Source organism: Vibrio sp. VP6 (assembly GCF_028823755.1).
GTDB classification, from domain to species: Bacteria; Pseudomonadota; Gammaproteobacteria; order Enterobacterales; family Vibrionaceae; genus Vibrio; species Vibrio parahaemolyticus.
This window is the reverse complement of the sequence record NZ_JAPEID010000002.1, coordinates 118,392-140,234: the sequence shown is the minus strand read 5'-3', so window position 1 is coordinate 140,234 and position 21,843 is coordinate 118,392. Positions and strand designations below refer to the sequence as shown.

Annotated in this window: 14 protein-coding genes; 8 read left to right on the top strand and 6 right to left on the bottom strand. The window is 46.3% G+C overall.

Features of this window, described 5'->3' with window-relative positions:
• Positions 1-42: 42 nt before the first annotated feature.
• Positions 43-483, bottom strand: coding sequence for a polymer-forming cytoskeletal protein (locus OU793_RS01910; RefSeq protein ID WP_274647720.1), 441 nt, complete (start codon positions 481-483; stop codon positions 43-45).
• A complete protein-coding gene (locus OU793_RS01905; RefSeq protein WP_005455166.1) occupies positions 387-1,340 on the bottom strand; it encodes a M23 family metallopeptidase in 954 nt (317 codons plus the stop codon). The genes OU793_RS01910 and OU793_RS01905 overlap by 97 nt, the downstream gene beginning before the upstream one ends.
• Before the next feature lie 473 nt (positions 1,341-1,813).
• On the opposite strand from OU793_RS01905, the gene OU793_RS01900 reads away from it, so the two are divergent.
• Complete coding sequence (locus OU793_RS01900) at positions 1,814-3,541, top strand: hypothetical protein (RefSeq protein WP_025506223.1); 1,728 nt, start codon at positions 1,814-1,816, stop codon at positions 3,539-3,541.
• 80 nt (positions 3,542-3,621) lie between these two features.
• On the opposite strand, the gene OU793_RS01895 is transcribed toward OU793_RS01900, so the two are convergent.
• The 3 genes from OU793_RS01895 to glgX form a co-directional block, all read right to left on the bottom strand.
• Entirely contained in the window at positions 3,622-4,830 is a 1,209-nt protein-coding gene (locus tag OU793_RS01895; protein WP_005458342.1) for a multidrug effflux MFS transporter, read from the bottom strand.
• The gene (locus OU793_RS01890; RefSeq protein WP_015313664.1) at positions 4,827-5,471 is read right to left on the bottom strand and encodes a recombinase family protein; all 645 of its coding nucleotides are present in this window, start codon (positions 5,469-5,471) and stop codon (positions 4,827-4,829) included. The genes OU793_RS01895 and OU793_RS01890 overlap by 4 nt, the downstream gene beginning before the upstream one ends.
• 243 nt (positions 5,472-5,714) lie before the next feature.
• The gene (gene glgX, locus OU793_RS01885) at positions 5,715-7,706 is read right to left on the bottom strand and encodes a glycogen debranching protein GlgX (protein WP_159408129.1); all 1,992 of its coding nucleotides are present in this window, start codon (positions 7,704-7,706) and stop codon (positions 5,715-5,717) included.
• Between the two features lie 444 nt (positions 7,707-8,150).
• On the opposite strand from glgX, the gene OU793_RS01880 reads away from it, so the two are divergent.
• The 5 genes from OU793_RS01880 (at position 8,151) to OU793_RS01860 (ending at position 14,845) form a co-directional block, all read left to right on the top strand.
• Entirely contained in the window at positions 8,151-9,422 is a 1,272-nt protein-coding gene (locus tag OU793_RS01880; protein ID WP_140056400.1) for a maltoporin, read from the top strand.
• A gap of 100 nt (positions 9,423-9,522) precedes the next feature.
• Entirely contained in the window at positions 9,523-10,332 is an 810-nt protein-coding gene (locus OU793_RS01875; RefSeq protein WP_017447177.1) for a MalM family protein, read from the top strand.
• Between the two features lie 313 nt (positions 10,333-10,645).
• Positions 10,646-11,152, top strand: a complete 507-nt coding sequence (locus tag OU793_RS01870; protein ID WP_025535575.1) for a hypothetical protein — start codon at positions 10,646-10,648, stop codon at positions 11,150-11,152.
• Between the two features lie 120 nt (positions 11,153-11,272).
• Positions 11,273-12,883: an alpha-amylase family glycosyl hydrolase gene (locus tag OU793_RS01865; protein ID WP_140103022.1), complete on the top strand. Its 1,611-nt coding sequence runs from the start codon at positions 11,273-11,275 to the stop codon at positions 12,881-12,883.
• Between the two features lie 345 nt (positions 12,884-13,228).
• Complete coding sequence (locus OU793_RS01860) at positions 13,229-14,845, top strand: endonuclease (protein ID WP_140103020.1); 1,617 nt, start codon at positions 13,229-13,231, stop codon at positions 14,843-14,845.
• A 113-nt stretch (positions 14,846-14,958) separates the two neighbouring features.
• Here the strand turns inward: OU793_RS01860 and pulA are convergent, their stop codons facing one another.
• A complete protein-coding gene (gene pulA / locus OU793_RS01855; protein ID WP_159404236.1) occupies positions 14,959-18,948 on the bottom strand; it encodes a pullulanase-type alpha-1,6-glucosidase in 3,990 nt (1,329 codons plus the stop codon).
• 543 nt (positions 18,949-19,491) lie between these two features.
• Between pulA and OU793_RS01850 the strand changes: the two genes are divergently transcribed.
• Together OU793_RS01850 and OU793_RS01845 are read left to right on the top strand one after the other, a co-directional pair.
• A complete protein-coding gene (locus OU793_RS01850) occupies positions 19,492-20,688 on the top strand; it encodes a tetratricopeptide repeat protein (RefSeq protein WP_023584485.1) in 1,197 nt (398 codons plus the stop codon).
• A gap of 697 nt (positions 20,689-21,385) precedes the next feature.
• Positions 21,386-21,832, top strand: coding sequence for a helix-turn-helix transcriptional regulator (locus tag OU793_RS01845; RefSeq protein WP_005458369.1), 447 nt, complete (start codon positions 21,386-21,388; stop codon positions 21,830-21,832).
• The last annotated feature ends 11 nt before the right edge of the window (positions 21,833-21,843 follow it).

Sequence of the window (21,843 nt, the reverse complement as noted above, 5' to 3'; positions counted from 1 at the left end):
GCAAACAGTAAAACGAAAAAGACGGCTTAATCGCCGTCTTTTTTATGCGCTTTTGCGCGCGAGTCGCTTTCTGTTGTCTTTCGCCGTTGCGCTTTCTTGCACTTTGCCTTTCAGGCTGACCACTTCTTTTTCTGGCAATTCTGCTGCTTCACCGAAGAACTTACCGCCCGGTTCAATGCTCAGATTGTTGCTCCAGATTTTACCACTGACACGGCCTTTAGTGAGTACTTGGATGTGCTCTGCGTGACAGTTTCCGTCCAGAATACCATTGATGATCAGCTGCTTGGCATACACATCGCCAGTGACTCTACCGCTTTCTGCAACGACTAACGTGCCTTCGACATTCAGTTGACCATCGACGATGCCGTCAATCTGGACGTCGTTTTCTACTTTGAGTTCTCCGCTAACAGTACAGCCTTTGGCGATGAGAGTTGAAGCTGCTGAGCTACTCGTTGTTCCACGGTTTTTATCAAAGATTCCCATCGTATTTTTCGCTCCTTAGTAAAGATATCTTCAAAATTATTAAGGCTCCAATCAACAAACGGTTTTGGGTTCAATGCTCGTCCGACAAAGCGCACTTCGTAGTGCAGATGTGGGCCAGAAGAGAGCCCACTGTTGCCAGAAATCCCAATCAAATCGCCTTTTCTTACGAATTGGCCGCTTTGCACTTTGAATTTCTTTAAGTGCGAGTAAGAACTGGTAAAACCGAAAGAGTGCTGTAGCCTCAGAAAGTTGCCAGAGCCGGTATTGCTGCGACGAGTGACTTCCACCACGCCATCGGCAGGGGCATAAATTTTTGTTCCGATGTTCACCGCGAAATCTAATCCGCGGTGCATTTTCGCTACCTTGGTGACAGGATGAATACGTTTGCCAAAACCGGATGAAAGTCGAACTTTACCCACAGGCGAACCGTTTGGAATTTGATTGAGCATCAGCGTTCGTACATTCGAAGTGATCGCTGCTGAATCCAGTCGAGTATCCAAATCTTCATTGGTGGCGTGATTGTCCACGCCAAGCACTTTTTCTAGCTCGCCTAAGCGTTCGGAAACCAACTGAACCCGCTCCTCTCGCTCTGAAAGGTCGTTTTCTAGTTCAGACTTCAACGCCTTTAATGTACTGAGCTCTTCGCCCATGCTGCGTGAGTGCTCGGTGAGCTGCGCTTGTTTCATCGCTGCGCTATCGACCCGCGCGTAAAGATGGTTTATGAGAATGGCGGTAGCTGCCAAAGTCAGTACAAATAGCCCTAAAAAGGTTTTTAGGTTGCGTTGCATCCGTTTACTGAAATACCAATGCTTGGAGCCATTGATGGTTGATATCGAGATCGTCAGTTGGTCTTTCATCATGTCGTAATGATCGTATTCTGGTATAAGCCTCGTCACTGAGTGAGCTCGACTGTAAGGAAAACCACAGGGGACTGCCAGAGGCAAATTGGAAAGAAGTGTCAGGTCGTGAGCCGTTTTCCGATATTTGATAAAAGACTCAGTGCGGATTTAATGTTGGGTTAATTTTGGTCGGTGTTGCATGTTTGGCACTTTAGAGTGACGAAATTACCAATAGTATGAATGTGCAATTCAACATACTTCACGGTTTATCCTATAAATTGCGGATATTTTAAGAAATTAATATTCATTAAATTGATAACTGGCGACGGATCTTTATGATGACGGTTGATATGCCGATAGAGCACTCATTAGCCAGTGTTTGGCGGTGTAGGAGAACTGTAATTCGTCTCTACAGAACTCGATTTATTAAGGCTTAAAACTCGAATGCAAAACGCATTTACGAACCGATATAACTAACAACGGAGTTGGTCGTGAAAAAACTATTATTGGCTACAGCAGTGGTCGCAGCAGCGGGGGCCGCTGGGTACCTGTACCAAAATAACCTTCCTCAGAGCGGTTCAAGCTCACTATTGGCGCAAATCCCAGCCGATTCGCTCGTAGTTACTTTCCAAACAGAACCTTTCAAACACTACGAATATGTGAACGCGTTTGGCTCTGCCAATCAAATGACCATGTCTGATATGTTTGTTGGTGAGCAGCTGTCACCAAAAGAGCAGTTTGCGATCGATCTGTTTGACGGATACTTAAAAAGTGCTGCGTCGCCAGAAACTTTGAAAGCGTACTTAGGTACAGGCGATGAGATCAACCCAGTGCTTTACACGCTCGGTATGGTGCCAGTTTACAAACTGCCAATCGAGAATCCAGAGGCGCTTTGGAAAACGTTGGATCACGAAGAGCAAATGAGCGGCGTGGCACACGAAAAAGTGAAGCTGGGAACGGTGGAGTACCGTCGTTATGAAATGACGGATGCAGTAGATCCGCAGGATGGCATTGGCTTAGTTGTGGCGGTTATCGACAACGTGCTAACCGTGACGGTGGATATCGCGGAGTTGGGTGATCTTAACCCGTTGAAAATGGCGCTGGGTCTTGAGTCTCCAACCCAATCATTAGCGGATAGCGGTCGTGCTGAAGCCATCCAAACTCAGTATGGTAAAAACAACAACTCTTTTGGCTACATCGACCATCGTGAAATCATCAAAGGTTTAACCACTGTTGATGGCAACATGTTTGCTCGTCAATTAACTCGTCTTAATGTCGATCCAAACATTACGGAAATGCGCACACCAGTTTGTCATAACGAGTTTACGCAAATTGCAGAAAACTGGCCTCAATCGGTGGCGTTTGCGGAGTACAAGCTAAACGGTGAGCAAGCGTCAATCAAAGGCGGCTTTGTTGTTGAGTCGAAGAACAAAGTGATCGTCGATGCGCTTAAATCGATTCGTGGTGTGTTAACCGAGTCTAACAGCGATAAGAGCTTCTTTAGCTTGGCGCTAGGCATCGACATCAATACGCTTGCGCCATCGATTGGTCAAATTTGGACAGAGATAACTCAGCCACAATACCAATGTGCGCTGCTGAGCCAAATGCAAAAAGACATGGGCGGACAAAACCCGGCGGCAGCGGTGAGCATGGGCTCTGGCATGCTGAATGGGTTGAAAGGGTTGAGCATGCAACTGTTCGATCTGAACATCAATCCTGATGCACAGTTTGGCGAAGTGTTTAGCCAAATGGATGGCATGTTTACTCTGTCTGCGAAAGATCCAAACATGTTGATTCAAACTGCGCAAATGCTAGTTCCTGAATTGGCGCAGCTTCAACTGCAACCAGACAATCAACCTGTAAACGTAAGTGACTTGTTAGAGATGCACACTGGCATGAAGATGGACGTGTTTGCACGCTTAAATGGCAGCCACCTAACGCTATACAGCGGCGAGTACGCGGCAGAAGCAAGCAAGGACGTGATGGCTCAAGAGTTGAAGCCAAACGGTTTGTTGAGCTTTAGCATGGACTCAGAGCGTATTCTGGAAGTGTTAGAAAAAGCATCAATGGCGACAGGCCAGCCTCTTCCCGAAGACGTGCTAGTGAGCTTCCAAAACGAGCTAACGGGTGGCATGAAGATGGACGTTACTGACAAAGGCATCGGTTTTGAGTTTGATTACCGCAGCTCAGCTAAAAAGGTGAGCGTTGCCCAGCAGTAAACGCAACAAGACTTGAAACCCTACGAAAACGCCCACGAAATACAGTGGGCGTTTTTCTTTCTTCAATTAAGTCGGTGACATTAGCTGGCTTTCTCTGCCACCTCTCGGTGTTGTTGCGCTTCTTCAGTGTTGAACCCACGTAGAATATTGGTCAAGGTGATGGCGGTAAACAGCACTACAACCAACGACAAATGCCACGCTTCACTCAATCCAAGTTGCACCAGCGTCATACTCACCAAGGAAGACACCACCATTTGACCGCCGCCAGACATGGCTGCCGCCGCGCCCGCTTGTTCTTTGTATGGTTGCATCACAAGTGCTTGTGCACAAGGCAACGCAATGCCATTGCCAAGAATCATCAACAATTGTCCAATCATCAAATACAAGGGTTCTACCGGGCAGAAAAACAACCACAGTGCCGCACTGATATGCAAAACAGGTGTGCAAAGCAACATTTTCTTATTTCCGATGACGGGGCGGATGCGGTTACAAATGGTTGTGCCGCCGAGCATACCTAACGCGGGGATCAGTGCCCACATGGCGTATTCGTCCGATGTCATCCCGATTTGGTCTTGCATGATAAAAGGCATCACGGAGACGGTCGTGATCATCAAGCTGAAGTTGAGCCAACTGATGCTCGCAAAGCTCATAAAATATCGAGACGAGAGCAAATCACGATACTGCACCAACATTTTGGCTGGGGAAGGGATTGCAGAGCGTCGTGTGATGGTCTCTTTGAATCGAAACGCAATGATGATCCAAGCGAGTGACACGTAACCCAACAATGAAATGAACACCATGCTCCAGCCAAAGTGGAAGTTAATGAACCCACCAATCACAGGAGCAATCAACGGCGTGATGGACGCTGCCATAGCAATGTAAGACATCGCGACGGGAAGCTCATTCCCGCTAAACTGGTCGCGAGTAGAAGCCCGAGCCAACACCGCGCAGCAACCCGTCCCCAAGCCTTGCAAAAAGCGGCCTAAGACCATGCCTGTAAACGTATGGCTCCAGAAAATGATCATCAGCAAGCCAGACATTGCGATCAGCAAACCAGCGAGTAGCACTTTCTTGCGCCCTAATGCGTCGGACATTGGGCCATAGATGAACTGGGAAGGGCCAAATCCAAGTAGATAAATACTCACGAGGAGCTGCGCTTGATCGAGTGAAACTGAGAAGTCTTTGGCGATCCAAGGTAGGGAAGGCATCACTAAACCCATGCTCAGTTGGCCAACACTGATGATCAAACATGCCAATAGAATCGTGCGGAAATTGATGGGACGGTTCATGATGATTCACCATCGGCGAATCCGGCATTTTTTCGCGTTCTTAGAGCGCCATCTTCATCAAACTCGCTCAATTTTGCTTTGACTCGTTTAACCGTCGACAAGCTGACATCGCATTGCTCTGCCACGCTTAACAGCGTGTTCCCTTCTAATAGTAACGCCGCGATGAGCCGATGTTTTTCCCGGTCAGCAGGGCGGCCACGGAACTTCTGTTTCCACAAATCTGGTTGATCTTTAATGGCTTGGCGGCCTTGCTCTGCCGCGAACAACCGATGTTGAATTTGTACCTTTCCATAACCTGATAGCAAAGCGAGTAACGTTTTCGTCTGTTCTGAGTCAGGTTCAAACGTCAATGGTTCACATACGGTTTTTAGTGTGACGCCTTTTTCAAGCAAGGCTCGAATGGCGTTGAGAGCCTGACTAAAATCGCGACCAAATGCTGTCAGCCACCACATCACGATGGTGTCGCCAGATTGAATCGTATTGCTAAGTTTTTGAAACGCTTCTCTTTCTGAAGGGGGAACGCAGCCACGAATTTTATCTTCAAAATGCAGCGCATCAGGAGCGGCCTCGCGCAACGCAGCAAGGTGCTCACTGTGGGCTTTATTTTTTGGAGAGTAGCGCGTGTATATATAAGTCGCCATGACCGCATTCCTCATTGGGTTGGTTCATATACTGTAATGGTCCATAAATATACAAGGGTTCATTAATGCTTACAACACTAAATGAGCTATTTAAGTTTTCTTAGAGCATATCCCAATTATCTAGGTGATGAGTTTTATGGCTGACTGGTGTTCAAAGATTTATGTTGGGGTATCTGTCTGCAAGCAATGAAAAAAGCCGATACAGATGTTTGTATCGGCTTTTTATTTTAGGTGTTGTATTGGCTAGCTTTGCAATGGCTCACCTTGTGGCGAATTTGGCTTTGGCTGGTAATGCAAAATCACCATCGAGGTCGGTGACAGCAAGACTTCACCTTCTGCGTGCCCAGGATTGAGGTTGCGCACATTGGTATCACAAATCGTTACCCATTCTTGATTACGCTCGTTTGGCAGCTTAAATCGCGCAGTGGCGTTCGTTTGGTTGATGAGGTAAACCAACTCTTGTCCGTCTTTACCAATGCCTAAGTGAAGCGCTACGGAGCTTAATCGGTTCCAGTCGTCGTGTTCCATTAATCGGCCATCGGTTCGACGCCAGAAAATGCGGTTGTTGTTGCGATTTTCGCCGCTGAAAGCACGGATGAAAGGCACCATGTATTGGTGACGGTTTGCGACCATTTGCGCCATCCAAGTTTTGAAGTGCGCTTTACGCTCTGTCTCGCTCCAGTTGATCCAACTGGTTTTATTGTCTTGGCAGTAGGCGTTGTTGTTGCCACCTTGCGAGTGTGACAATACATCGGCGGTCAAAATGTGCGGAATACCAAACGCAAAGAGCAAGCTCGCAATCAGGTTGCGTTTTTGCTTCTCACGCGTGGCGATGATCATGATGTTTTCCGTCTCGCCTTCTACGCCGTAGTTTTCTGAGCGGTTGTCACCGTGGCCATCGCGGTTCTCTTCGCCATTGGCTTCGTTATGTTTGTGCTTGTAAGAGACTAAATCTTGCAACGTGAAGCCATCGTGGTAAGTGATGTAATTTACCGTGAGTTTGTATGGCCAGTTGGCGGCGCTGTAGATATCGCGAGAACCCATAAGGCGAGTGGCAAACTCTTTCAAATAGCCTTGATCACCACGCCAAAAACTGCGGGAAATATCGCGCAGCTTGTCGTTACATTCGTTCCAACCAAATGGGAAGTTACCAACTTGATAGCCATTAGGGCCAATATCCCACGGCTCGGCAATCAATTTGGTTTCACGCAAAATCGGGTCTTGAGCGACGGCTTTGAAAAATGCCGCTTCCGGGCTGTAATCATCCCCTTGACGTCCCAAAGTGGCGGCCAAATCAAAGCGGAAACCGTCGATTTTGAACTCGCTAACCCAGTAACGCAGCGTGTCCATAACTAGGTTTAATGCTGGTTGATAGGTGAGATCGACCGTGTTGCCACAACCTGTGTAGTTGGCGAAGTGATTGCCGTGTTTGATGTAAAAGCGAGAATCGAGCGCTTTGAGATTAAACACCGTCGCCCCTTCGCCTCCTTCTGCTGTGTGGTTGTAAACCACATCCAGAATCACTTCGATCCCATGCTTGTGCAGCTCACGAATGGTGGTTTTGAGCTCGGTTACCGCGTCTTTTTCTGCGTAACGAGGATCGGGCACCATAAACAAATAAGGGTTGTAACCCCAATAATTGACTTTACCCATCTCCAATAAATGTGGCTCATGCATGCACGCGGCGATAGGTAGCAATTGCAACGTGTTGATGTTTTGCTGTTTGTAAAACGCCAGCATTTGAGGTGAAGCAAGGCCAAGATACCGCCCTTTGGTGGTTGCACTGACTTCTGGATGTAATTGCGTAAGCCCTTTGACGTGCGTCTCAAACAGCACCATGTCCTCTCTCGGGATACGAGGATTATCCGTCTCCTGCCAGTCGAAAGTGTCTTCAATCACGACGCATTTCGGCATATCAAAACTTTTGGCTGGAGTATAAGGAGGATGGTAGTGAAGGGCTTTATCTAAAGATTTGGCGTAAGGATCAGAGATGAGTAATGGTTCATCTCTATGTGTGACAACGTAACCATATTTTTGCCCCGGTTTGATATCGGGAATAAAGGTATGACGTATACCCGCATATTCATTGGGTAAGTCATGCAAACTATAGCTGCCATCGCTTGCAAACAATGCCAGCTGGATATCTTTTACACCCGGAGCATGAATAGAGAAGTTACAGCCTTCTTTATTTAACGTTGCGCCTAGGGGGTAGGGGCGAGAGAAAAGTCGTGTCATCGGAGATACTTTATTTATTATTTATTGCTACCTTTAGGAAACTATAAGTTAAAAACTTTGTCTTACTAAGGTCAACCACCTTAAATAGAAAAATATTCGTGTAATTTAATTACTTTAGATGACGACTTCGGGTCAAAAATATGAATTAGCTATCACTTTGTAGCGGCTCAAAACCGAAGAAACTTACTAATTCCTCCCTAGATTGGTGATCTGACTCGAAAAAACACCATGCGGTAATTTCTCTACTCCCTTCTCATCCCCCCTAAATTAGTTTGGGGCGGAGGAAGTCATCCTTGTACCCCTCGGGTAGTCTTATAACTGTTGAAACAAACGGGGATTCGTTCCCATCTTACCTCTCTTTCTTTAGGTGCGTTTTTACTGCCTATATTCACCTGAGGGCGAGCAGGGAAGACAGAATTATAAATACCCTTAATGGAGTTAAGAATGAAAAAAGTAAGTGTAATTGCAGCTGCTGTTGCTGCAACTTTAGCTGCTGGTTCTGCTTTCGCAGTGGACTTCCACGGTTACATGCGTGCTGGCGTTGGCGTGAACGCTGACGGTGGTCAACAACTAACATTCGAAAAGAACAAGGTTGGTCGTCTAGGTAACGAGAGTGATATTTACGGCGAGATTCAATTAGGTAAAGAAGTTTACAACAACAACGGTAAAACGTTCTACGTAGACTCTATGATCGCAATGACTTCTAACGGTTCAAACGACTGGGAAAGTACTTCAACTAACTGTGGTATGGACGGAAACAACGTGAAATGTGTAGACGATGCACAATTCGCTCTACGTCAGTTCAACGTTCAAGCTAAAGGCCTACTAAACTTTGCTCCAGAAGCGACACTTTGGGCTGGTAAGCGTTACTACCAACGTCATGACATCCATATCTCTGACTTCTACTACTGGAACATCTCTGGCGCGGGCGCTGGTGTTGAAGGTATCGAAGCAGGTCCAGGTAAAGTTTCTTTCGCTTGGGTTCGTAACGACCGTGGCGATATCGTAGATACAGGCAACGACGGCGGCGCAACAAACGTTAACACTCTAGACGTACGTTACGCAGGTCTTCCTCTATGGGACAACGGTTCTCTAGAAATGGGCTTGAACTACGCGATTCTTAACGAAACTGACGCTGCGCCAAACAGCACTAAAGATGCGAAAAACGGCGTAATGTTCACAGCAGAGTTGACTCAAGGTCTAGACTCTGGTTTCAACAAAACTGTATTCCAGTACGGTACTGAAGGCTACTCAAAAACAATGGCGTTCTACGGCGACGGTAGCTGGTACGGTGCAGAAGCGGATAATGGTGCATCTGGTTACCGCCTAATCAACTGGGGTGTAATCGGCATGGGCGACAGCTGGGAAATGGGTCACCAACTAGTATACGGTGTTGGTGAAGACATGTGGGCTGGCCAAGACAAGTGGGAAACAATGTCTGTTGTTGTTCGTCCAATGTACAAATGGGATGACAACCACAAAACTATCTTCGAAGCTGGCTACGCTATCGACGATAACGACGGCGAAGAAAACAAATACGGTAAGCTAACTGTTGCTCAAGCATGGTCTGCTGGCTCTAGCTTCTGGGCTCGTCCTGAAATCCGTGTTTACGCTTCTTACCTAACGGCTGACAAAGAAGACAACTCAAACACATTTGATAACGGTCGTTCAGACGATACGTTCCAATTCGGTGTACAAGCTGAAGCTTGGTGGTAATCATCTAACCACTAAGTCCTAAATTGTCCTAGAATGATACAGCCAGAACCTATCTGGCTGTATTTATTTCAAAAACAATAATGAGTCGAGGTAGACAGTAATGAGAAAATGGCTTGCTCCCGTACTGCTGGGCATGTTGGCTACTGGTTGTGCGTCCGTAGAACAAGTAGAGATGAGTCCAAAAGGTCAGCAACAAGTAATCACTCAATCGGGTGATATTCAATGGGTACCGCTTAATGTGCCTGTGGTTACTGAGTTCGCTTTGACTGATAAAAGCCAAATGCTGTTGGATGGCAACAGTGCTGGCGCAATTGCAGCGTTCGCTCTTCCGGGCAATCGTGGCAGTCTCGATATCAAATTAGAGACATTCGTAAGTAAAGAACTTCAATTTTATGCTCCAAATGTCGCAGTGATGAACTCGGCAGGAGAAACCATTTACCAAGCCGATTTCTCAAAGTTTAAGTACGAACCAGCAAAACTGTTGGACAACGATAAATTCGTACTTGATCTCAATGTGATTCCAGACATGACAGGTAATGATCTGCATGTATTGGTTTACACGACTTCCGCCGATCTAAAAGGAAGTACACAAGTTCTACACCCTGCAAAAGCCTTCGCCATGGCGCGCCATACTCAGCCGCCAGATATTGCAGACCCTCTCGCGAAACATAGCCCATTGGGTCAGTTCCGCTTTTCGGTATCCGCGAATGATATCGTGAATACCAAGATTGTTGCGAAAAACGACAACATTCCTCAAGGTTCGGATCTCACTAGCTACTACCACAGCTCTATTGAAGCGGCAGTCGCAGCGAACGATATTCCGAAAGCACTCACCTTGCTTGATGAAGCAAAAGAGCTAGGTATTGAAGGCGCACAAGAAGTGTTTGTGAAAGCCGTAAATAAAAAATAATCGAATATAAAAGGTCAGCGAAATGCTGGCCTTTTTTCATAGAAAATAAACTAATAAAAATACCCCTACATAGAGTTACCTTATTCACATAATTATTTTTATTGCTTTGTTTTTTATATTGGTTAGATCAATAATTAATGACAGTTCCTAACTTATATTTTTAGCTTAGGAAACAAATAAAACTCTCGAAGTGATTTAAATTCTCAAGCCGACGATATTTAGCGTTCGATATTTCCATTTTAATAACGATTAATATTTATTTTAGTCGTTGAGTTTATTTTGCTTTGGATATACTAAAAAGGAATTACGTGAAATGAACATGATGAAGACCTCTCTTGCTGCTGCCCTACTTGTTGCCTTAGTAGGTTGTCAATCGACGGCAGAACCTGAATCGGCCGCAGAGCCAGTTGTTAATATGTCTCAAGACGAAGTGGTTGCTTTCATGAAAGCGTGTGACAACCCAGATAGCACGGCGAAAGGACCAATTTCTAAACCACTATTTGTGGTGGGTACGTTTGCGGATTCCGATTGGAAACACGTGCCTCAGCGTCAATACACTTACAAAGGGAATAACTTCTACCAAGCGGTGGTTCAAGAAAAAGTAGGCTCATACAAAATGCAGTATGCGACCGAGTTGTGGTTCCCACAATTTACTGCAAAAGGAAATAGAATGAACGTTGGTGAATTAACACCATTAACGTTTGGTGGTTACGGTACTGATACGGTTGTGGATATTAAAGAAGATGGTAAGTATGTCTGGAGCCTTCAGTTTGAAGGAAAAGGCAAACCTGTTCATGTCATGGTAAATAAGTGCCAATAATATTCCATTCAGTTATTTAAAATCTGTTTTTATTTATTAACCCCTACATGGAAAACATGTTGGGGTTAATTTTATTACTCAAATGTTTATAGGTTATTTGAGTAAATTAGGGAGAGTAAAATGCGTAATGTTCTACGTAACCATCGCCTGTATCGATCGTTGCTTGCGTTAAGTGTGATGGGTGCTTTATCTGCGTGTAATTCTTCTGGTGGCGACAGTAATAGCAGCACGCCGCTACCGGATACGAGTTATGCTTGCCAAGCCAATGTCATGACGCAAAGTAACCAACTTCGTACTTATCAAATCATGGTAGAGAGCTTTGTGGATGGTGATGCAAGCATTGGTCACGGTACAGGTTATGGCACCAGCCATCACAATGGTGATTTGCAAGGGGTGATTGATTCACTCGATTACATCCAAGACTTAGGGATGAATGCGATTTGGTTGACGCCAGTTTTTGAGTCAGAAGCGATAGCAGGACAAGATCATTGGGCGGATCGTTTGGACGCCACCGGCTATTTTGCGACAGACTACTTTAAAATCGACCCTAAATTTGGTGACTTAGCGACCGCGAAAACTCTAGTCGAAGAAGCACACAAACGCGGTTTGTACGTATTTTTTGATGGCGTATTTGGCCACCATAAGAATGGTTTGATCAAACCCTCACCTTCCGGCTTGTTACCTTCTGGCTCAAGCCATCCCGTTGATTACCCAGCCAGTCTCGATTTCTACAAAGAGGTGGCGACGTATTGGATCAAAGAACTCAAGATTGACGGCTGGCGTTTAGATCAAGCCTATCAAGTTCCGACAGACGCATGGACACAACTTCGTAAAGCTGTCGATGAAGCCTCACAAAGTGTGACGTACACCAATAGCAAAGGCGATCAAGTGAATCCGTTGGGTTACATGGTGGCAGAGATTTGGAAAGGGGAGTCTGAGATCGCGAATGAGGCGTATGGATCGAACAGCGATCCAGCATTGTGCTCTGCGTTTGACTTCCCTATGCGCTATCGCATCGTTGAAACTTTGGCCGTGAATGAGAGTGGCGTGGGTGGTCGCGGAGTGGATTGGCTAGACAACGGCTACAGCACACACAACCAATATCCAACACATGCGCAGCCGAATTTGATGATCGGCAACCATGATTTAGTGCGCTTTGGTGACTTGTTGCAGCGCGGAAACTTGGCGGATGTGAATGATGCAGAATATTGGTTACGCCATAAAGCCGCGTTTGCTTTCCAAGCTGCGTACACTGGGCCAATCACATTGTACTACGGCGATGAAATCGGGGATCAAGTGGATGGTTTTGCCGCAAAAGAAGACAACAACACCTGTGCTATTCAAGGTTTGTGCGATGATCACGTTGCGCGCAGCAGTGCGAAAATTGAAGGCGTGACGGCGACGCTTGATGCAAACCAAGCCGATCTCAAAGCTTATGTGACATCGCTGATGACAATGCGCGATACGCATCCCGCACTTTATCAGGGGTCACGCACGAATTTAGTTGCGAGTAACGGCAGTTATGTGGACTTGAAACAATCTGGTTCAGACAAAATCTTGTTTGCGCTAAATACCTTAGAGAGCGCGAGAACCGTCATTCTTGCTCAGGAGAGTGTTGGCACAGGTGAGCTGGTGGATTTACTCACGAATGAAAAAATTGCTCCGAGCAATGGTCAATATCAACTTCCGATGTCGCCATTACAAGGGCGATTCTTTGCGGTAACTCCCTAAGGAATCATCCAGCATTGCCGTTCATCGGTTGAGCTGCACAGAACTTTTCTAATACACAAGCCAAGTGTTGTTGCTGACCCCCATAGGCGCACACTTGGCTTTTTTCGCTCTACTTCTCTCCTTTCTTCTCAACTTCTCAATGGTTTTTACCAGAGTGCGGATAACTAGCTACCTCGCGTTTTGTTCAGGTATTTTGCTGTTAATCCGTATGATATTTGTGAGATAAGCTGCACATTAAAAAGCAAATTAACACTCGTGCAACGTAAAAGTGTGACTTACGGGTTATTTATGCCTAACTAATATGTTTATCGTGTGTGGGATTTACATAACTAATGGAAAAGTATAATGAAATCCATCACAGCTCCTCTTTGTCTCCTTGCTGCCGTTAGCTCTCCGCTTGCGTATAGCCAAATTCTTAATGGTGACTTTGAACAGTGGAATGGCAATGCACCTACGCAGTGGTCAGTGATTGACGCTGGCATCGCGGTGTTGCCAAGCAGCGAACAAATCAAATCGGGCGGCTTGGCTGCTCAAGTCGTCGTGAACACGGGAACCAAGAGCAACACCGACTTTTTGCAAACCATTAATGTGGAGCAAGGGAAAACCTATCCGTTCTCAGTCTCGGTGTATCACACTGAAGGGCATGTAAAAGCTCGATTGGTGGCAGACGGTTATCACGGCTACTCCAATCCGCAGCAAACGAATCAGTGGCAAGAACTCACACTCAATTACACCGCGACGACCACGAAAACCATCGATGTGGGATTGCGTTTTTATGATGAAGCGGGCTTTGACGGCTCAGAAGTGGTTTATGTCGATAACTTCCAACCGACCGAGACAAGCACGCAGCCTCCCGTAGAGAGCTGTAGTGATCACCAAGTGGTCTTGACTCTCACGACCGACAACTATGGTTCTGAAACGAGTTGGACGCTGAAAAACAGCCAAGCCGAAGTACTGTTCTCTGGTCAGGGTTATGAGTCGGCAACCACCGTTGAAAAAAGCATGTGTTTAGCCGACGGTGACTACCAGTTCACCATTCAAGATGAGTATGGTGACGGCATTTGTTGTGGAAGTGGCGCGGGTTCGTACACGTTGATGGAAGGAGCCAAGACCCTTGCTTCTGGCGCTGAGTTCGCCAAAAGCGAAACCACTGATTTTACGTTAGGTGACACCACCACGACTTCACCAGTGGTTGATGGGTATTATCAAGCCGCGTCTGGCAAGACAGGCTACGCACTCAAAACGGCGTTGTTTAACATCATCAATAATCACTCCAGCCGAGGCTATTCAGCGATTTGGACTTTGGTAAAAGACGCAGATTTGGATAACTACTACGAGAAAGACGGCTCCATCCTCGATATGTATTCAGAGAAGCCTGCGGGCAACGACGCAGTGAGTTTCACGAAAGTAACCGACCAATGCGGTCAATACAGTCAAGAAGGGGATTGCTACAACCGTGAACACTCGTTCCCGAAAAGCTGGTTTGGTGGAAAAGTTGAACCGATGAACTCAGACGGTCACCATTTGTTTGCCACCGATGGTTATGTAAACGCCAAACGTAGCAACTGGCCATTTGGCGAAGTGGGCACCTCGACTTATGTTTCCAGCAATGGTTCTAAGCTAGGTCAAGCGAGCACAGCACTGGGTTATTCAGGCACCGTGTTTGAGCCGATTGATGAGTTTAAAGGCGATTTTGCGCGCGCGTATTTTTACATGGCAACCCGTTACGAGAACGTGATTGGCAATTGGGAGAACAACACGAGCAACTCTGACGCGGTGTTGGATGGCACCAGTACGAACGTATTTGAACCTTGGATGCTAAACATGCTGAAACGTTGGCACAAAAATGATCCTGTTAGCGCGAAAGAAATCCGTCGCAATGACTTGGTGTTTGAGTTCCAAGGAAACCGCAACCCGTTTATCGATCATCCTGAATTTGTTGAGCAAATTTGGGGGAATTAACGCGCAATTGGTTTCAACATTGCGAGTCAATCTCACGGCAGACCATTGAGAATAGGAAAGGGGAAGCATAATGCTTCCCCTTGTATTTACGGATGTTGTGAAAACTGGAGAACTCAGTTCTTCGTGACGGTTACGATTGGCGCTGACTTGTCAGCCGCATTGAAATGGAAGTTGTAATTTCCTGCTTCTGCAATCGCAATTTTTAGGTTTGCACTACCGCCACCGACTTCCATCGTCAGTGCTTTACCAAGCTCAACACTGCCTTCGCCGCCGAAGTTGGTGTCTGCTGCCCAGTCTGCACTTGCAATCTTCATCTCGTAGCTACCCGCAGCTAAGTCAATGTCTAGCGAGTAAACATCATTGGCGACGTAGCTGAACTTCGCTGCTGAATCTTGCGCCGGAGTGTCCCAACTTGTGATGGTGCCACGTAGGTACAGTGCTGTTTCACCAAACGTTGGCGCATCCGCAGATTTGGTTACGGAAACCACAGGTTTTTCAACTTTCTCATCTTGAACGTATAGCGCGTTCAGTGTGAAGTTGTACTTGCCTGTTTCTGCGACGGTGAGTTTACAGTTTTCGTCTGCACCTAGCTCCAGAGAGCCGCTGCCCACTGTTGCCACAGAACAACCGATGTTCGGATTTGCCCAACCTGTATCTGCAAATTTGAACTCGTGGCTGCCTGCTTCAAGTACGCCTGTTACTGAGTACATGCCGTTGCCAATGAAAGTCATTGCCCAGTCGCTGTTGTCTGACCAATTGTTCATTGTGCCTTTCACGTAAACCACGGTTTCACCGAAAGGAGGAATGCTCGATACGTCTTTGTTGTCCGTATTGACTGGCAGACCCGCACCTTGCGCGCCGTCTTGTGGCTGTACGAATACCGCAGTAGTCAGTGCTGGCACAGTGAAGGTTTCATTTGCGAAGCTTGCGCCTTTCACGATGTCATCTGCAGAGTTTTGTTGAACTTCATGCAGCTCGAAACCTGTCGCGCCTTTCACGACAAATGATTTCTCTGTTGATGTTGAGTTCACCACAGCAACGATCGCATCGTATTTCGAATCCAAATCGGCACCTGCTGATTTACCATCGTCGATAGACATAACGATCAAGCCTTCCACTTGGTCTTTACCAACGTTGCGGAAGTCAACACGGTTCATGACTTCTTGAGCGGTATCTAAGCGGAACAGTTCACTTGAACTACGGATTTTTAGTAGTTCTAGGAATTGTTGTTTGGTTAGCTCAATATCGGTTGCATCTGGCTTCGCTGTCGTATCAGAAACGATCTTCTTGATCAGCTCCCAGTTTGCGCCGTCTTTGTCTTCACGAGGCAGACCTACGTTCCAGTTGTTGTCACTGCCGTCAAAGAAGACGCGGTTGAACCAGTCACCAGAATCGTAAGAGTCGCGCTGCATCGATTTAGAACGCAGCAGCTCAGAACCCATGTGGATGAATGGGATACCTTGGCCAAGCATTACTGTTGATAGCGAGACGGATTGCATGCGTGCACGATCTGCAGAAGGAGTCGCAGTCGCAATCTTGTACGCGTTGTTATCCCACAGTGTTTGGTTATCGTGCTTAGACACGTACGAGATGTTTTCTGATGGCACTTTTGTGTAGCCTGCTGGCGCACCATTGTAATCAACGTTCTTACCTAGTTTAGTGTCGCCTTTGTAGTCTAGAAGAACGAAGTCAGCCAAGTTACCCGCCATGCCTAGACGAACCAAATCTTGGTTGTGTAGACGACCATTCACCGATTCTGCGTCCACTTTGGTTTCTTCATTCGCGTAAGCCGCGTTACCAAAACCTTGGTTGAAGCGAAGTGGATGCTTACCTTCTGAATCGACACCGCCATCAAATGGGCTACCGCCACGAACAGCGTCACGCAGACGATCCGAGAACGTACCGATTTCAGTGCCAGCCATGTTTAGCTGAGTAGCTTGATCAAAACGAGCGTTGTTAGACACTTCACCAAAGTCCCAACCTTCACCGTAGAACAAGGTGTTTTCGTCAATCTTGCGGATTTGCTCAAGTGCGTAGACCATCACATCTTTTGGCTGGTGGCCCATTAAGTCGAAACGGAAACCGTCAACTTTGTAGTCGTCCGCCCACACTTTCAATGAGTCAACCATCAGTTTACCCATCATCAAGTTTTCTGTTGCAGTGTTGTCACAACAGGTTGAGTTTTCTACGCCGCCAGTGTTGACGTTAAGACGGTGGTAGTATCCTGGGACGATTTTATCTAGAACGGATTTGTCGTTAATGCCAGAGGCATTGGTGTGGTTGTACACCACGTCCATGATCAGCTTCAGCTTCATTTTGTGTGTTGCTTGCACCATTTCACGGAACTCAAGAATACGTTTTGAGCCGTTTGGATCGGTCGCGTAGCTGCCTTCTGGCACCGTGTAATGGAATGGGTCGTAACCCCAGTTGAAGCTGTCTAGCATGCGCAAATCGTTCATCAGTGCTTGCGCAGAACCGGTGGCTGGATCGTAGCTGTTTAGCACATCTTCAATCACTTTCCCGCCATCAACTTCGTCACAGACAGACGCTTCTGGTTTGATGCCACACAATTTACCTACGGTGTCAGTAATATCGACGCGGTTCGCCGCTTCTTCATCAACCGTAGCAATATCGAACGCTGGCAGGATGTGAAGCGTTGTTAAACCTGCGTCTTTTAGTGCTTGCAAGTGAGAGACCGATTCGCGGTCTGCTTCTGTGAGTGCTAAGTACTTACCGTTGTATTCTTTGGTGCCTTTTGTATCGTTAAAGCTGAAGTCACGAAGGTGTGATTCGTAAAGTACGTGGTCTTCATCTTTTTTAACGGTTGGGCGTTCGTAGTCGCTCCAGCCTTGTGGCATCAAGCTTGGATCATCCAAATCGATCACTTGAGAGTACATCGAATTTTTCGACAAGCTCAGAGAATATGGATCTGTGACCAAGCGAGTTTCGATGACGCCCGTTGTTGGGTGGTAAACTTTAACTTTGTAACGGTAGTATTTGTTGACGACGTTGCTTTGCGCTTCAGAAACCCAGATACCGGTTGCTGAATCTTCTTTCATCGCAACGGTCGTTTCTTCTTTCAGATTCTCGTCATAGATGATCAGAGCAACGTCTTGCGCTGTTGGAGCCCAAAGCTTGAAGGTTGCTGCGCCGCCTTCCACAATCGCACCGAGTTCTTGGCTAATTGCGTTACCTGCCTTGGAGTCGGCAAACACCGCATCCAAAACGCCCGGCTTTTGCACTTCAGTTGCAGAAATAACGTCGCCATTTGCGTTGTACGCCACCATAACGATTTGTGATTTCAGAATCGTACGTAGGGTTGCATCGTCCACATCAATGCCAGCAGCTTGAAGGCTTGCAAGGTGGCGGAAACGAGATTTAAGACCGTCAGACAAATCGCCCGCTTTGGTCAGCTCAACAGCTGTACCGCCAGAGATTTGCTTGTCTTCATCCATTTGGATGTCGTTGGTCAAGCTGTAGAACAGCTTCATGGAATCAGCATTGGCTGCCGCTTCCCATGCGATAGTGTTGGCATCTAACCAATGCGCTTTTTGACCATCAATATCGACTGGACGTTCTTCGATTGGCTCGTAGTAAAGCTCGCTGCTGCCGTGGAAGCCAAATAGACCTTTAGAGTCGCCAATTTTGGTCAGCTCCACTTTTGAGTTTGAGCTGCCGAAGGCTTTCTCATCGCCTTTGTGCAGAATGAAGTTCATACATTCGTGCGGATCAGACGCATCTGGGTTCACTTTCAGTACGTAGTAAGCGCCGTAGGTGTCGTTGATGCCGTCGAATGGACGCGGTGCAGACCAGTCCGTACCTGTGCCAGCAATACCCATGGCTTCTAAGTCGGTGCTGGTACAGCCTTCGCCGTTCCACAAGTGCAAGCCCCAACCTTCGTAGTCGCTTGCCGTTGATGCGGATGCAATATCACGCTTGTAGTAAATGACAACCTCGTTCTCTCCCGCAGGGTATAGGCCAGAGCCTGGGTTCGTGGTGTCGTCGCTTGTGCTATCGCTGCCACAACCGCTGATGACCGCGATGGAAATCAAAGGCAGTACGGTTTTGGCAATCGTTGATAATTTGAATGTTTTATTGTCCACGTTTACAAATCCATTGTTATTGAATTGATATAACGGACGTGCGGTATTTCGTGGCTCTAAAGCTCGAAGCGCTACACGCCCTATTTGGGGCAAGATGCCGAAAAGGAAATGTTCAACTAGATGCTAATACACTGAATCATCAGCAAAATGTGAGAGCAGGCTGTTAAGTTTTTTACAAGTAAAAATTTTCTGTCACAGTCGATTTTGTTCACAAAATAAATAATAAAACGGTCGCATAGTGAGATATTCCGCACACCATCAAAATGTAAATTTTTATAGGAGGAGTAAGGGGGGATGATAGGGGAGGAGAATATCTCAGCCCCAAAACTGTGATTAACTTCTATAAAAAACAGGGTGATATTTCGCCTTTAAAAATAAGTTACGCTGATATTGAATAAAATAACGCCAACAGACACTTAGAAGCTTCAGATTTTGCGGTAATGGTCGTTATATAATAAAGGCTGTCGATATTGGTCGGCATGTGATTTTCAAGACTCCCCGGTAGGGAGTTCATTTGGGCCCTGACTAAAAAAGAGGCTATCTATGAGTAGTATGGGCATTGCCATTGCGGCAACTGGCCTTTCACTCGTCCTGATATTTGTTTGGATGATCTCATTGTCGATGCGAAGGCAACGGCTGGAGACCGAGAGGAAAGCGCGTGAAGCTGCGTATCGCAAAGCGATGCAAAAGGCGCGCGAGCAAGAACGCAAAGAGCGTGAGTTTAAAGCAGAAACTGGCCACATCCCGACGATTTTGTTTTTAGCGAAAGAAGCTGAGCGGGACAACGTTCGACAAGCGCTGTATTGGTACGACAAAGCGGCGAAGTTGGATAACGTGACAGGCATGTACGGCATTGTGCGCCTTAGTGAGCGCATGCGAGAAGATGTGATCTTAAAAGAGCAGGCGAACTTTTGGCGAACTGCCATCGCGGGCATGGAAGGTGATATTGAAGCGAAGTTCACGACAGGTAAAGCACTGGTGTTTGGTCGAGGGGTAGAGAAGAACATCCCGAAAGGCCACCAACTCATCGAGACGGCGGCCGAAGAAGGTTGCGTTGCTGCGATGCTTTACATGGGAGAGTGGCAGCTCTCGCCTGAAAATACTTCAGGCCATAAAGCCGATGCACTTTACTGGTTTATGAAAGCGGCAGAAAAAGACAGTGCAGAAGGAAAAATTCAAGTCGGCTTGTGTTATCTAAACGGCATTGGCGCAGACAAGAGCATGGTGAAAGGTTGCTATTGGCTGGAACGTGCTGCTGAGGGCGGCAGCGCAGAAGCGATGTACCATGCAGGCGAAGCATGGAAAGACAGAGGCAAAACAGGCAATGCGATTGCGTATGTTTGGTTGTTTCTTTCTGCCAATATGGGTTATCAACCAGCTCGCACCCTTCGCGATGAAGTGGCGGCGAACATCGGTGTGGATGTGGTGGTTGGACTTCAATCCATAGCGAAGCCTCTGCAAAGAAAGCTCGCATCTGGCATGGTGAAAAAGCACTCGATCATTCGTGCGCTGAACAAGGTGTACAAACGTGACGTATATTTCCCTGGCGAAGAAGAGCTTAACGAGGTGTTAAGTGACGAGCACAAATCTGGGGCGAATACGTGGGAAGAGACGACGGAGCTGAACTTCGAACCGGATATGACAACGGTCACAACAGAAGATCAATCAGCGAAACCACCTGAGCAGAAAACTCCTTCCAAAGATGTGCTCGATTTTACGCAGAATTTTTTACAACCTTAATCTTCGAAGAGCCTCAGTAATGAGGCTTTTTTATTGCCTGATAACAGCTACTGGCAAGCTCCTCTAGGCGATGCTACCCTCTCTCTTCCCATCCCTGTTTTTACAACAATCTCTATATAGAGACGAGTACACTGTTTTTAAGACGTTTGCGTGTTTTCTCTTCGCATCGAGTCCTGAATCCCGATGTTCGCTTCTATATGTACCAACGCTGCAAACATGGTCAAGCGGTCATGGTTGAGTGTTGCGAAGATCTTAATTTATTCATTTGCATATTATTTATTCGATTTCTCAACAGATTTTGTACGTTTAGTTCAGACTTTCTAGTTAAACCTAAAAATGGAGGGGAATCCCCCCTGTTTCAGAGATGGTTATTAAGCTCAAATCAAACATTTCCAATATCTAATTAACTGGAATTGGAAATTAATTTCGTGGCTATAAATAAAAGGCTAAAAAATACACTCATTACTTTATCTAATAATATTAATTAAAATTTGTACCTCTAAATCTAAATTTCTATTTTTGGTTTAAGATTTGATTTGTTGATTTTATTCTTAATTAGGCGCAAGATAATAAGCAAATAAAAATAGCGCATACTATGCGTATAAAAACATTCGGAAGTAACTTTTTCATTACATGTTTCAACAGAAAATGGAGCATATTCCATTTGCTCTGTTTTATTTCTATTAGAGATTTGTGTATGTTGAGAATCATTAGTGCAGATAAGTTCATCTCTTCAAGGTTCATCTTGGAATACAGCAAAGCGGAGTTTGCGTCTTTGTTGGGAGTTTCCGTAGCTAAGATAACCAATATTGAAAGTGGCAAATCTTCGATTCCCCCGGTGTACGATTACGCCATCAATCATTTACTCAGTGAGCATCCGTTCAAGGAAAGCGCAGTGGAAGCCCTTTGCTCTCATGAGACTCTTAACTTTGCCCGACGCATAGATGTGAACTCTAAGGTGCAACGCTTGTCCTGTAAGCGTTGCGATAGCCGTAGACTGCACGTTATGGCAGGAATGAGTGGGCTGTACTTTGTCGAGTGCATGGATTGTAAGCATACCATGTACTCGTCTGGTATCGCGGTAAAACGCTATCAACAGTGGTCCAACAATGGCGTAAAGCTAGATAGTCATTTATTTAATTGAATTGTGTTTCC